General features: G+C 52.9%; 15 protein-coding genes. 14 read left to right on the top strand and 1 reads right to left on the bottom strand.

What is annotated here, in order from left to right:
- The 14 genes from Psch_RS11675 (at position 1) to Psch_RS11610 (ending at position 12,057) form a co-directional block, all read left to right on the top strand.
- Complete coding sequence (locus Psch_RS11675; protein ID WP_134217035.1) at positions 1-531, top strand: spore maturation protein; 531 nt, start codon at positions 1-3, stop codon at positions 529-531.
- A 440-nt stretch (positions 532-971) separates the two neighbouring features.
- The gene (locus Psch_RS11670) at positions 972-1,712 is read left to right on the top strand and encodes a pseudouridine synthase (protein ID WP_134217036.1); all 741 of its coding nucleotides are present in this window, start codon (positions 972-974) and stop codon (positions 1,710-1,712) included.
- A 126-nt stretch (positions 1,713-1,838) separates the two neighbouring features.
- Positions 1,839-2,309, top strand: a complete 471-nt coding sequence (locus Psch_RS11665; protein WP_190240416.1) for a hypothetical protein — start codon at positions 1,839-1,841, stop codon at positions 2,307-2,309.
- A gap of 91 nt (positions 2,310-2,400) precedes the next feature.
- Positions 2,401-2,868 carry a hypothetical protein gene (locus tag Psch_RS11660; RefSeq protein WP_134217037.1) on the top strand — a complete coding sequence of 156 codons (468 nt, stop codon included), beginning with the start codon at positions 2,401-2,403 and terminating at the stop codon, positions 2,866-2,868.
- A 117-nt stretch (positions 2,869-2,985) separates the two neighbouring features.
- Positions 2,986-3,405, top strand: a complete 420-nt coding sequence (locus Psch_RS11655) for a HutP family protein (RefSeq protein WP_134217038.1) — start codon at positions 2,986-2,988, stop codon at positions 3,403-3,405.
- 333 nt (positions 3,406-3,738) lie between these two features.
- Complete coding sequence (gene trpE, locus Psch_RS11650) at positions 3,739-5,217, top strand: anthranilate synthase component I (protein ID WP_134217039.1); 1,479 nt, start codon at positions 3,739-3,741, stop codon at positions 5,215-5,217.
- Positions 5,201-5,770 (top strand): aminodeoxychorismate/anthranilate synthase component II, encoded by a 570-nt coding sequence (gene pabA, locus Psch_RS11645; protein WP_134217040.1) that lies wholly within the window; start codon positions 5,201-5,203, stop codon positions 5,768-5,770. Before trpE ends, pabA begins: the two co-directional genes overlap by 17 nt.
- A gap of 119 nt (positions 5,771-5,889) precedes the next feature.
- Positions 5,890-6,927, top strand: a complete 1,038-nt coding sequence (gene trpD / locus Psch_RS11640) for an anthranilate phosphoribosyltransferase (protein WP_134217041.1) — start codon at positions 5,890-5,892, stop codon at positions 6,925-6,927.
- Positions 6,924-7,745 carry an indole-3-glycerol phosphate synthase TrpC gene (gene trpC / locus Psch_RS11635; protein ID WP_134217042.1) on the top strand — a complete coding sequence of 274 codons (822 nt, stop codon included), beginning with the start codon at positions 6,924-6,926 and terminating at the stop codon, positions 7,743-7,745. The genes trpD and trpC overlap by 4 nt, the downstream gene beginning before the upstream one ends.
- Positions 7,732-8,367 carry a phosphoribosylanthranilate isomerase gene (locus tag Psch_RS11630; protein WP_134217043.1) on the top strand — a complete coding sequence of 212 codons (636 nt, stop codon included), beginning with the start codon at positions 7,732-7,734 and terminating at the stop codon, positions 8,365-8,367. Before trpC ends, Psch_RS11630 begins: the two co-directional genes overlap by 14 nt.
- Positions 8,357-9,562 (top strand): tryptophan synthase subunit beta, encoded by a 1,206-nt coding sequence (gene trpB / locus Psch_RS11625; RefSeq protein WP_243120441.1) that lies wholly within the window; start codon positions 8,357-8,359, stop codon positions 9,560-9,562. Before Psch_RS11630 ends, trpB begins: the two co-directional genes overlap by 11 nt.
- Positions 9,559-10,365 carry a tryptophan synthase subunit alpha gene (gene trpA, locus Psch_RS11620; protein ID WP_134217044.1) on the top strand — a complete coding sequence of 269 codons (807 nt, stop codon included), beginning with the start codon at positions 9,559-9,561 and terminating at the stop codon, positions 10,363-10,365. The genes trpB and trpA overlap by 4 nt, the downstream gene beginning before the upstream one ends.
- A 340-nt stretch (positions 10,366-10,705) precedes the next feature.
- Positions 10,706-11,722, top strand: coding sequence for a 3-deoxy-7-phosphoheptulonate synthase (gene aroF, locus Psch_RS11615; RefSeq protein WP_134217045.1), 1,017 nt, complete (start codon positions 10,706-10,708; stop codon positions 11,720-11,722).
- Positions 11,723-11,745: 23 nt separating this feature from the next.
- Complete coding sequence (locus tag Psch_RS11610; RefSeq protein ID WP_243120442.1) at positions 11,746-12,057, top strand: hypothetical protein; 312 nt, start codon at positions 11,746-11,748, stop codon at positions 12,055-12,057.
- A 187-nt stretch (positions 12,058-12,244) separates the two neighbouring features.
- Here Psch_RS11610 and Psch_RS11605 read toward each other — a convergent pair whose 3' ends face one another.
- On the bottom strand, positions 12,245-13,240 hold the full coding sequence (locus tag Psch_RS11605; protein WP_243120443.1) for an RNA-guided endonuclease InsQ/TnpB family protein: 996 nt from the start codon (positions 13,238-13,240) through the stop codon (positions 12,245-12,247).
- Between the last annotated feature and the right edge of the window lie 326 nt (positions 13,241-13,566).

Genomic DNA, 13,566 nt, shown 5'->3' with positions numbered 1-13,566 from the left:
TTGTTTGAGTTTATTTCGGAGCTGTCCCGCTGGGCCATACCGGTTATTCTACTGGTGGTTCCCCTGGTGGCGGTGCTTCGTGGGGTCAAGGTCTACGAAACATTTGTGGAAGGGGCCGAGGCTGGTTTTGCAACCGCTGTTAAAACCATTCCCTACCTGGTGGCTATGATGGTCGCCATCAGTATTTTCCGGGCTTCTGGAGCAATGGAAGTGCTGGTCGCGTCTCTCTCGCCCTTGCTTGGCTTTGTCGGTCTGCCGGCGGAGGTCTTGCCCCACGCGATCATGCGTCCTCTCTCCGGTGGAGCCGCCCTTGGCATTGCCTCGGATATTGTCAAAACCTACGGCCCGGACAGCTTCCTGGGGCGGCTGGTCTCCACCATGCAGGGCAGCTGCGATACTACCTTCTACGTCCTCACATTATATTTTGGATCGGTTGGTATCAGAAAATATCGTTACTCGGTGCTCCTGGGACTGGTAGCGGACTTTACCACCCTGGTTGCCTCGGTTTTTATCGTCAGTACCTTGTTTTGAGGATATAAAATTGATTACAGTACTGTTTAATCCGGAGACTCACAGCTCCGGTATTTTTTTGCGGCAAAGTTTACTTGGTTCCCTCCCCGATGGTCTCAATTTTCGTAACCTCTACGTATAAGAGAGTGTTTCTCGAAAAAGCGGCCCATTGTTTTTATTTGACAACAGAGTTTGGTTCTGATTAAATTTTCTTAGGGTCGGTTTTGTCCGCAGTGTGCAGCAAAAGGCTTCAGTATAAAACAGCGAGACTTTAAAAGATATTTTTATGATCCGTGGCGCCGCTGGCGGCATGGGCAACTATCCCCGAAAATGCGGCTGCGAATTCATTTACACATGCCCAGGAGAAATGCAGTCCACAGATTACCCATAATGATATTATTGGGTATAATTAAGTAAAGGGGCACAATCGTTAAAATACATGGAATACGGTCAGGTGGTATATGGAACGCATACAAAAAGTGATGGCGCGTGCCGGGGTTGCCTCCAGGCGGCACTGCGAGGCTATGATTGCAGCCGGGATGGTAAAAATCAATGGCCGGGTCGTAACCGAACCGGGTACCAAGGTTGACCCGGACAAGGATAAAATCCAGGTAGGCGGCGAGACCCTGCGTCTGTCGTCACAAAAATATTATCTCTTGATGTACAAGCCTCGCGGGTATATCACAACCATGAGCGATGAGAAAGGCCGCAAACAGGTAACCGACTTGCTTAAAGGAATCACTGCCAGGGTTTATCCCGTCGGCAGGCTGGACTACGATAGTGAAGGCCTGCTCTTGATGACCAATGATGGAGAACTTACTTTCGCGCTGACTCATCCCAGTCACCTCGTCCCGAAGACCTACCTGGTGCGGGTAGAAGGCGTTCCTGCCAAGGAACAGTTGGAACAGATGTCCGCAGGACTCAACCTGGAGGACGGCCTGACCGCGCCCGCCAAAGTCAGGCTGGTTGGCCAGCATGACGGTAACGCGCTGGTGGAGGTGACCATCCGGGAAGGCCGCAATCGCCAGATCAGGCGCATGTTTGATCATATTGGGTACCGGGTGTTACGGTTAAAACGGAGCAAGCTTGGAAACCTCGGCCTGGAGACAATGCGACCGGGGGAGTACCGGCACCTGAGTGAGCTGGAAGTGAAGCAGTTGAAAGCGCTGGCCGGGTTGAAGCCTGGCACAGGCAAGCAGTAAATTAACCTGTTGAAGTACTTGTCCTTGTGTAGAGAATGGCACAATCTGGCAATAGCGCGCAGGAATTTTTAATTTAGGGTTGAATTACCTTTAGCAGGGTAATCCCCTTTGACGGGAGGGTTTTTTTTGCCTAAACCATTAAGTGAGGACAACAACCTTCTTGATAGGAATGGCGTACTGTTTAAGGTCCGTCTTGATTTCAAGTCAAATGGCAAGCCGGGACGGCTGCTTTTTGGAGGAAAGCCTTCTGAAAAAGCAGCGGAGGAGGTCAGGGAGCAACAGGTTGCTGTTTTCCGGAACATTCCCCTGCAGGGTATTCAGATTATCGATATAGACGTAAGCACTGATGTTTACTCTGTTTATGACGAAATAGCCAATACATATGCTGCCTACGCCCCCCTGGTAATGACGATTAAGGCTGATAACCTGGAGAATATTGTCCGGTTCATAACCAGAGAGGATTTTAGAAAAATTGAAATACTGGATCCTGCGTCTATCAATCTCAGTCATTCCGACCTGGAGAGGCTTTTGTTCAGAGTGCATGAGGAAATGAGAGAATACAGGTTGCGCCTGGAAAAAAAGTATAACTTAAAATAAGTTTTTATGCTGGTTGAAACGCCTGTCAGTGTATTTTCTTCCAGGTGAGTTCATAGACTTTACTGGGTGAAAATTGGGCGGGGGTGTATTGATGAAAACAGGGATGCGCAGGCCGGGCCGGGATAGGCTGGAACGGGCTCTAATCCGGTTGGTGGTAGTTATAGCCGCGATAATAATGTTGGTACAGTCGCTTAGAGCGGGTGATCCCCTGCCGGAGGACGCTGTGCCGGTTGCCTCGCTTGAACGGACCCACCCCCCTCTTACAGCCGGCTTGTTGCAGGAACCTGTGGTTACCTTTCAGCTAAAAAATTATTCCACACTGCCATTGGCCAGGATACTGGTTAACGGTGAATCCCGTGGGGAATTCCGTGATCGGTACGTTACAGTTTTTGTCCAGGAAGGTGACCTGATTGAAGTGGATGGTTCCCGTTACAGCAGGCCTCTCGATATAGAGGTCTTGGACGTGTCAAAGGAAGTGCTGGTTCCATCCGCAGGCGACCATTTACGTGTTGAAGGTGGTATATCCTGCCTGGCCCGGGTGCGGCTGGGGAACAGATAGAGCCTTGTTGCTTTTTAAAAATCCCTCCAGTATAATGTTGCCAGGGGTATAATAATATTGGCTGTAACACTCCCTTTAAGGAGTGTATTTTAATGTATGCGGGAGGAGATGCCGTTTATGGCCCTTTACGGAAGCAGGAAAGTAGCGCGAGTGGCAATTGAAATGGCGTTAACCGAGAGCAGGGAAGAAGAAAAGACATTAAAGCAGCGCTTTGCCATGGAAGGGATTAAGACGGCCGCCGTTGATTATGGTGGAGATTTTATTGCTTCGGTAAACAAAATGATTGAGCGCGCTGTAGTTGCGGCAAAGCGGGAAGGCGTGATCAAGGAAGTGCACGCCGACGAAGGCGCCATTGCCGGGGCTGCCCACGAAGCTATCACGCAAATTATGACAAAGTCCATTGGTTTTAACGTTGGGGGAAAAATCGGGATAGCCAGGCAGGGTGACCATATCAGTGTAGCCGTATTCTTTGGTGTTGGCCTCCTGCATATGGATGATGTAGCTATCGGTTTGGGCCACAGGGCAGTACAATCTTAATGGTGGTAGACTATGGCTAACCTGGAATGTTATTTCCAGGGTGGTCTGTTGAAAATGATGCTTGACGTTCCCTTGTCCATCATGTTAATATTTGCATTAAGTTTAAGTAGGTAGTTAGAGCAGTAAGTTTAGAGCAGAGTAAAGTTGAGAAGTTTTGAGCTTAGCTGAGATGAGAGTTCGGTTGCTGGAATTGGAATTCCGCCGGCACTCGTTTGAGTGCCGGTTTTTGCTTTTTTGGGGTAATTACCCATACGATTATAGTCCCGAACCATAGGCCGCTTGTTAGCACACAGGTCAGCAGAGGTAATGTGTTCTTTTAAGGAGGTAAAGCCCTTGAGTTCACCGGGCAAAGGAGAATACCTGTCATTAAGTAAGCGCTACGATCTGATTCCGGTCAGTCAAGTAATCAACGCCGATTTGGACACACCTATCAGTGTCTACAAAAAAGTATCACCACAAGGCCCGGCCTACCTCCTGGAAAGCGTCGAAGGTGGAGAGAACCTGGCCCGGCACTCCTTTATCGGCTGTGACCCTTTTTTACTCTTTTCCTCCCGTGGAGAAACATCGTTTATTACCGCAGCAGGGCAGCAGGAAGCCTTACAGGGCTCCCCGCTGGAAAATTTGGCCCGGATTATTTCCAAGTACCGGGTTTACCCGGCGCCCGGACTGCCCCGTTTTTCCGGAGGCGCGGTGGGTTATCTCAGCTATGACGCAGTCCGTTTTATGGAAAGAGTCAATTTGCCTCGCTGTGGGGCGCCGGATCTGCCGGACTGCAGCTTTATCTTCGCTGGTACGGTGTTGATTTTTGACCACGTCAGCAGGTCCTTGACCATCGTTATTAACAGCCGGCCCGGCAATTGCCCTGATCATGCCTACGACGAGGCTGAACGGCGGATTGCGGAAGTGGCCAGGGCAATTTGTGGCAGACTGGCCGCAAAGGATGGGGCTGGCAAACCTTCCGCCGGTTTTGGTCCGGTCGAGTCCAATATTACAGCTGCAGAGTTTAAGGCTGGTGTGGCGCGGGCCAAAGAGTACATAAAGGCGGGGGATGTTCTGCAGGTGGTACTGTCGCGAAGACTTAGCATGCCTTTTCATGGTGATTCATTTAAAGTCTACCGTAGATTGCGGTCTCTGAATCCCTCTCCGTACCTGTATTATCTGGATTTTGGCGACGCCAAGATAATCGGGTCTTCACCTGAGATGCTGGTACGGCTGGATGGCGGTACGGTGGAGACCTGTCCAATTGCCGGCACCCGTCCGCGCGGGGATGGGCCTGAGGCCGACCAGCGCCTGGCCAAAGACCTTCTGGAAGACGCCAAAGAAAGGGCCGAGCACCTGATGCTGGTAGACCTGGGCCGCAATGACCTGGGCAAAGTGTCTGAAACAGGCAGTGTAAGAGTGTCCCGTTTGATGGAAGTAGAAAAATTTTCGCATGTGATGCACCTGGTATCCCATGTCACGGGCCGTATAGCTCCAGGCTTAAATGTCTTTGACGCACTCAAAGCATGTTTCCCCGCCGGCACGGTCACTGGAGCCCCCAAGGTGCGGGCTATGGAAATAATTTCCGAGCTGGAGCCGGAGGCGCGGGGAATATATGCCGGAGCAATCGGCTATTTCGGTTTTTCAGGCAACCTGGATACGGCCATTGCCATAAGGACGGTAGTTATCCATAATGGCTGCGCCTATGTTCAGGCCGGAGCCGGGATTGTCGCCGATTCCGACCCCGAAATGGAATACCGGGAAACCCAAAACAAAGCTATGGCGCTGATTAAAACACTGGAGGAGGTCGGACAGTGTGGTGCTGATGATTGACAATTATGATTCATTTACTTACAACCTGGTCCAGTATCTGGGTGAGCTGGGCCAGGAGGTCCGGGTGTACCGCAATGACACGATTACCTGCGAAGAAATTGAGGAACTCAAACCGCAGCACCTGGTAATATCCCCCGGTCCCTGCACTCCAAACGAGGCGGGTGTATCCATGGAGGTAATCAGGCGCTTTGCAGGCGTAGTACCCATCCTGGGTGTTTGTCTCGGGCACCAGGCCATTGGGCAGTGCTTCGGCGGCAGGGTAGTGCGGTCGGAGAGATTGATGCACGGTAAGACCTCCCCGATTCACCACGACGGCCGGACAATTTTCCGCCAGATTCCAAAGCCGTTTACCGCCACCCGCTATCATTCGCTCCTGGTCGAGCGGGAAAGCATCCCCGATTGCCTGGAGATAACAGCTTATACCATGGAAGGCGAGGTGATGGGTCTCCGGCACCGCAGCTGTACGGTGGAGGGAGTGCAGTTCCACCCGGAATCTATACTTAGCGAGCACGGCCACCGCCTGCTGCAGAACTTCCTGGCACTAGCCTATTAACGGATTTTGTTTAGCTCAGGAAGCAGGGGGACGGTTCTTTTGCTTCCTACGACCCCATAGGAATGCAGGATATACCCACGTCCCACGACCATTAGCATAGCTGAGAGGAGGTAAGCTGAGTGATTAAAGAAGCAATTAGAAAGGTCGTTTGCGGTCAGCACCTTACAGAAGGAGAGGCTGCCGCAGTTATGGAGAAAATTATGGCGGGGGAAACGAGCTCCGCGCAGATCGCCTCATTGCTGACGGCGATGAGCCTGAAGGGTGAGACTGTGGAGGAAATTACCGGTTTTGCACGGGTGATGAGGCAGAAAGCAGAGCCGGTCAAATCGGACTACCCGGTCCTGGTTGACACCTGCGGAACCGGGGGAGACGGTTCAGGGACCTTCAATATTTCCACCACTGCTGCCTTTGTGGTGGCGGGAGCCGGCTTACCCGTCGCCAAGCATGGAAACCGGTCTGTTTCAAGCCGCAGTGGCAGCGCTGACGCACTGGAGGAACTTGGGGTAAGGGTTGACCTCGCACGGGAAGCTGTGGAGGCCTGCCTGCGTGAGGTTGGCATAGCCTTTCTGTTTGCGCCGTCCCTGCACCACTCTATGAAATACGCCGCAGGCCCGCGCCGTGAGATCGGTATCCGCACCGTCTTTAATATTCTGGGGCCCCTCACCAACCCGGCCGGGGCCGGGGCGCAGGTTTTGGGTGTCTACAACCCGCCGCTTGCGGAGACGCTGGCCAGAGTGCTGGCCAGGCTCGGCTCGGTCCGGGCCTTCGTGGTGCACGGGGCAGGAGGTCTTGACGAGGTTTCCCTGGCCGGTCCTTCCGTCCTCTGTGAAGTTAAAGAAGGTTCTGTCCGTAAGGGCACCCTGGACCCGGCACGCTTTGGTTTTAAATACGCGCCTGTTTCCGCCCTGGCGGGGGGGACACCAAGTGAGAACGCCATGGTTACCCTGTCCATCCTGGAAGGGGAGAAAGGGCCGCGTCGTGATGTAGTCCTCATTAATGCCGCCCTGGGGTTAGTTGCCGGGGGAGCTGCCGGTGGTATTGCAGAAGCCCTGAAAATGGCTGCCTGCAGCATCGATAGCGGCGCTGCCCTGGGTAAACTCCAGAAACTGGTCGATTTTACCCGGCGCTGTGCGCCTTCCCAGGCGGTGGTTCAATGATCCTTGAGCAGATTGTAGCTCATAAGAAAAAGGAACTGGTTGAACGCAAACAGGTCATGCCCCTCGCCTTCTTGGAGACCCGGCTGCCGGATAGTCCACCTGCTCGTAATTTTACCGCCGCACTGCGCCGGCCTGGCCGGGTGGCCATTATCGCTGAGGCCAAAAAAGCCTCACCATCCAAAGGGATTTTACGTCAATCCTATAATCCTGTGGAGCTTGCGGTTCAATACCAGGGAGCCGGCGCAGCCGCGGTATCGATACTGACCGAGGAAAAATTCTTCCTCGGTCACCCTTCCCACCTGGCCATGGTACGAGAGGCGGTCCACCTGCCGCTCCTGCGCAAGGACTTTATCATCGACCCCTACCAGATTTATGAATCCTTAATTTTAGGGGCCGATGCAGTGCTTCTGATTGCTTCTATCCTTACGGATGAAGAACTGGCTCAATTAAAAGCACTTGCCGAAGGAATGGGCATGTCCTGCCTGGTGGAAGTTCACACGGAAGAGGAACTGGACCGCGCTCTTGCCGCGGGAGCTGAAATGATTGGTATCAATAACCGTGACTTGAAAATTTTTAAAACCGACCTGACCCATACCTTCAGGCTGGCGGAGTTGATTGACAGGGAAAATATCACGGTTGTGTCGGAGAGCGGGATAAAGGACCATAACGATATCCTGCGGCTTTTGGAGTCGGGCATACACGCAGCCCTGGTGGGTGAAGCCCTGTCGGCTAACCCTTTCCCAGGCCGCGCTTTATTAAAACTGGCCGGACCCGGCTTAAGGAAAAATACAGGTGAGCAAGATTATGAAAACAATTAACCCGGTTAGAATTAAAATATGCGGCATTAAAGATTTGGCTGGAGCAATGGCAGCGGTAGACGCCGGGGCTGACGCTTTAGGCTTTGTCTTTGCACCGGGACCACGTCAGGTGCCAAGGGAAGTAGTCCGGGATATCTGTACCCAGCTGCCGCCCTTTATAGCCAGGGTGGGGGTTTTTGTCAACGCCCCAGTTGCCCTGGCCGAAGAAACAGCGGCTTACTGTGGACTGGATACCCTGCAGTTGCACGGGGAAGAGACGCCGAAGTATTGCCGTTCTCTTAAATACAAGATTATTAAGGCCTTCCGGGTACGGAACACCAATACCCTGGATCTGGTCAAGGACTATGACGTTGAGGCTATCCTTCTCGACACCTACGTCCCGGGCGCAGCAGGGGGGACGGGCCGCTGCTTCGATTGGAATATAGCCAGGGAACTGGCGGCGGCAAGACGGGTCATCCTGGCCGGGGGCTTGAGGCCGGATAATGTGAGGATGGCCGTGGAAACCACCAGACCTTACGCCGTGGACGTTTCAAGCGGGGTGGAAAGCGGCGGGCAAAAAGATCCCGAAAAAATCAGGCTGTTTATTCAGGCAGCCAAGGGGGGTGTTGGATTTGAGCAATAAAAAAGCAGCTCTGCCGGACAATAGAGGTTACTTTGGGCTATATGGCGGGCGCTTTGTGCCGGAAACACTGATGCCTGCCCTGGAGGAACTGGAGCAGGCTTATCGGAGGGCACAGGAAGATCCGGATTTTCACCGTGAACTGGAATTGTACCTAAAAAATTATGTAGGCAGGCCTTCTCCCCTTTACCAGGCCGCCGGGCTGACAAAGCACTGCAGGGGAGCTGCTATTTACCTTAAAAGAGAGGATCTAAACCATACCGGCGCCCACAAAATAAATAATACCATCGGGCAAATACTCCTGGCGCGCCGCATGGGAAAAAGGAGGGTTATCGCCGAGACGGGGGCAGGCCAGCATGGTGTGGCCACTGCAACCGCAGCAGCTCTGTTCGGATTGGACTGTGCTGTTTACATGGGCGAGGAGGACATCAGGCGGCAGAGCCCCAACGTTTACCGTATGCAGCTTTTGGGCGCCAAGGTGATCCCTGTCGCAAGCGGCAGCAGGACCCTGAAGGACGCTATGAATGAAGCCATCCGGGACTGGGTGACCAACGTGGAAGATACCTACTATCTGATTGGGTCGGTGGCCGGTCCGCATCCTTACCCGGCCATGGTCCGGGATTTCCAGTCGGTAATCGGCGACGAGGCCGGCAAGCAAGCCATGGAACAGGCCGGCCGGCTGCCCGATTACGTGGTGGCCTGTGTAGGTGGAGGGAGCAACGCTATGGGAATTTTCCATGCCTTTCTAGATCAACCGCAGGTCAAGCTGGTTGGGGTTGAGGCGGCAGGGAGAGGACTGGCAACCGGAGAACATGCCGCTACCTTAAGCTGTGGCAGCCCCGGCGTGCTGCACGGGACACTGAGTTATGTTTTGCAGGATGATAACGGCCAGATTAAGTGCGCCCATTCGATATCGGCCGGGCTGGACTATCCCGGGGTGGGACCGGAACACGCCTATTTAAAAGACAGCGGCCGGGTAAGGTATACTTCCGTGACGGATGCTGAAGCGCTGTCTGCTTTTCATCTGCTCTGTCACACCGAAGGTATTATACCGGCTTTGGAAAGCGCGCATGCCCTGGCCGAGGCAGTGCGGCTGGCGCCTTCTCTCTCTCCGGAAAAAATAATCATGGTAAACCTGTCAGGGCGAGGCGACAAGGATATCCCAGCCGTGGCGGGCGCCCAGGGGGTGACGGTGTGAGTGCGCAAGGTCTAATTACGGACTGCCTTGAAAAGCTCCGGTCTAAGGGGAGAAAAGGATTAATCGCCTATATCACCGCGGGCGACCTAAACCTAGCAGCTACAGTTGAGATAGCACGGCAAATGTTTGCGAATGGTGCCGATGTTATTGAGCTCGGGATACCTTTCTCCGATCCCCTGGCTGATGGCCCGGTCATCCAGCAGGCTTCCTGCCGGGCCCTGGCTGCAGGTGTAGACTTAAGCGGCATCCTGCATGCTGTAGAGAATATAAGGAGGGATTGCCCCCAACCAATCATCCTGATGGGGTACTACAACCCTCTCTACCAGTACGGGATCCGGCAGTTTGCCGGGGATGCCGCTGCGGCAGGAGTCAACGGGTTAATCGTACCCGACCTGCCTTTTGAGGAATCAGCTCCACTGCGGGAAGCTGCCCTGGAGGCCGGCCTGGACCTGATTCCCCTGGTGGCGCCTACCACCACCGACGGCCGTTTGCATAAAATCACAAAAGCTGCGACAGGTTTTATCTACTGTGTTTCAGTAGCAGGTGTTACCGGCGCCAGAGCAGAAATAAAAACCGACCTGGCCGCCTTTACTGCAAGGGTCAGGTGTCATACCAACCTGCCTCTGGCCGTAGGTTTCGGGATCGCCGGCCCGGAACAGGCGGCCAGAGCGGCGGTTCACTGCGATGCTGTGGTTATTGGAAGCGCTATTGTGAAGGCTATTGCGGAGAGCGGAATGGTATCACCTGCTGTATGTGCTGCCGGCCTGGTTGAGAGGCTCAGGTTCGCATTGGATACGATTTAAGAACATTGCCATTTATTGCCCGGTATGCTAATATTATTTAAATTTGTAGAACTATTTATCGTGGAATCAGAGTAATATGTTATACTGACAGAGGATGGTAAAGTTGTCCATACTTTATGTGGATGTGATTCCAATCGCAGAAAACTGCGATGCAGTTTTATATATATTGAATTTCTTCTCCCACATTTATCGGGCATGGGTGTTTGCTGGACTCTCATTTTCAGTGTGGGCGATAAGGTGGCCTTATGGCCGGGCACAGCACTCCATGTGGAGTGCTCTTGACGTAAATGGGAATTATAATTATTTAATCTGTCTTTACGGGAGGTAAGGGGGTTAAAAAATGATTGTGGTCATGAGACATAAAGCTACGGATGATGAGATAGAAGCCGTTGTGCTCCGTCTGGAAAAGATTGGCTTCCAGATTCACCTTTCCCGTGGAGTTGAGCGTACCATCATCGGCGCTATTGGGGATAAAATAAGCCTGGGTGACGTTAGCCTGGAAGCGATGCCTTCTGTTGAGAGGGTTGTCCCTATTCTTCAACCCTACAAGCTTGCCAGCCGGACCTTTCAGGAGGAAGATACCGTAATCAGGGTCGGCGGCCTGGAAATCGGAGGGGACACCATTCATATGATAGCCGGTCCCTGTGCTGTGGAAAGCAGGGAACAGCTCATGGAGGCGGCAAGCATCGCACGCAGTTGCGGCGTCACAATGTTGCGGGGTGGGGCTTTCAAGCCCAGGACTTCCCCGTATTCCTTTCAGGGTTTGGAGGAAGAGGGCTTAAGGTTATTGGCCGAGGCCAGGGAGGCCACCGGCCTCCTGATCGTAACCGAGGTCATGGACGCCAAGACGCTCCCTTTGGTCGCTGAATATGCCGATATATTACAGATAGGCGCCCGCAATATGCAGAATTTTTTCCTGCTGCGGGAAGTAGCCAAGGTAGATAAACCCGTAGTGCTGAAGAGGGGGCCCTCCGCTACCATCGAAGAATGGTTGATGGCGGCTGAGTATATCATGGTCGGCGGCAACTACAACGTGATTTTATGCGAGCGCGGTATCCGCAGCTTTGAGAGTTATACCAGGAATACGCTTGACCTCACCGCTGTCCCGGTGGTCAAGCACCTTTCCCATCTCCCGGTAATAGTTGATCCCAGTCATGCTATCGGCAAATGGCGCTATATCCCTGCCATGTCTATGGCTGCAATAGCCGCGGGCGCCGATGGGCTGATGATAGAAATGCACCCCAACCCGGCCGAAGCTCTATGTGACGGGCAGCAGTCACTGACCCCCAATAATTTTATTAACGTAATGTCCGACTTGAAGAAAATCGCCGGGGTCATGGGAAGGAAAATGCCTTGATCTTATTGTGAAGCATTGGGGTATTGATTCCCCGCCTCATTTACGAGGTGCCGGTCCAGGCTGGAGCCGCCGCGCTGGCTGCAGGAACAACAGAAATCCGGGTTGCTGCGGAACTGAAAGTTAAAGAAAGCAACCGTATCTCAACTGTTGCCGGATTGCTGCCCGGCTTTGGAGCTAAGGTGGAGGAACTGCCGGACGGCCTGCTGGCTGAGGGAACAACATTGGTACGTGACGCTGAATGCATTAAAGTATCCTTTCCTGAATTTGAGGATGTACTTAAAAAATTGCTGGTCGAGCAGGAAGGTGGTCCCTCGTTACTTCGTCTGGGCAAGTGAACCTCCCCCGCTTGTAGAAGTGGGGGCTTCAGGGAGCTTACCGGTAAGAATTTCTGGCAGCAACCTGTTCAGGTAGCCTCATCCACAAAGGATGCTTTCCTTCCTGCCGATTCTCCCGACAACAATGGTACCAACGGCTTTTGCCTCCCATCGGGCCCGGTTCCAGGCTTCTACTACTTTCTACTTCTCACGAAGCAGGCCGTAGATACTTGATGTTTTCGACACTCCAATCCAGTGTTCGAATCTCGCCATATTTGTGCTTGGCGTAGATATTCCTTGCGCCATGCACATCCCGATGGCATATGTACCCGCAATGACACTGATACGTCCTGCCGGAAGGCTTTTTCTTCCGACCACAGACAGGGCATGTCTGCGTAGTATAACTCTCATCAATCTTGATCAGGTCGATACCAAGAGCAGCCAGCTTGTATGTAAGATAAGCCAGCAACAACCCGAATGGCCATTGGCTCATCTTTTGGTTTAATCCGCGGGAATGACGTTTCTGCTTAAGGTTTTTCTTATTGCGCCTGGACGTGTTCCTTTGCACGCCCTCTACGTTGCCGACTACGGCCGTTTTGACCCCCTGGTCGTTGGCCCAGGCGACAAACTTGTGGCTCATCTTGTGCAAAATGTCCCGCTGCTGGTTGTCCGTCTTGCTGCCTATGCGAGCAATGGCACAGGTGTATTTCTTCCACTTCCGGCTGCCTTTTTTGCACCGGCTGCGCTTTTGGTATATTTCCTTGAATTTCTTGTTGCGCAGCCGTTTGACACTGCGCAGTTTCCGGGATGTGACAACCAACGCCTCACCCGTGTCGGCTACAGCGGCAATCCCATGAATTTCGCCCATATCGATGGCGGCGATGCCTCGATTGAGGTTTTCCCGGGGCTGGGTACCATCATCGTAGCTTATCGCCAGTGTCAGCTTGCGGTCCCAGACAAGTTCAATCTCTTTGACTTTTCGTGGAGGGATGCGGTGGACGTGAACAATGATAGGTTTCTCCCGTTTACCGTTGTGGATGCCCATGGATAGCTCGATCTTGCCGTTAGGCTGGATGGTGAAACCGTCTTTTTTCCACCTGGTCGGGTAATTCTTTTTCTGCCGCCATGGGTAGCGGACATGTCCATGCCCTGCTTGTTTGGCTCTGTTGGCGTTGGTCCTGGCATCCAGGTAGCGTTCCTGCACAGCTTGGATACTCTGGCTATGCAGATAATACCGACCCTTAGTAAGTTTTGCAAGTCACTCTTGCCGATCCACTTACCGTTGGTTTTGTGGTATTCCCTGGCATAGTTGAGGCAGTCGTTCCATGCTTTTGCCGATTCCCGGTTGCAGGCAAACAATCTGTCCATTTCGTGTTTTGATGTTCGGAAAGTGGTCTTAAGAACGCGTATCATAGCTTTTCACCTCTTTTTATCGCGTATTGACCACTTTCATTGTACCACAAAATGCCAGCGATTGAAACATATGTTCTGGGACAGTAACCGGCATTCATCCCCCACTTTGGAAGTGGG

Source organism: Pelotomaculum schinkii (genome assembly GCF_004369205.1).
GTDB lineage: Bacteria > Bacillota > Desulfotomaculia > Desulfotomaculales > Pelotomaculaceae > Pelotomaculum_C > Pelotomaculum_C schinkii.
Note: the sequence above shows the minus strand (reverse complement) of the source record. Positions and strands in the feature narration are given on the sequence as shown.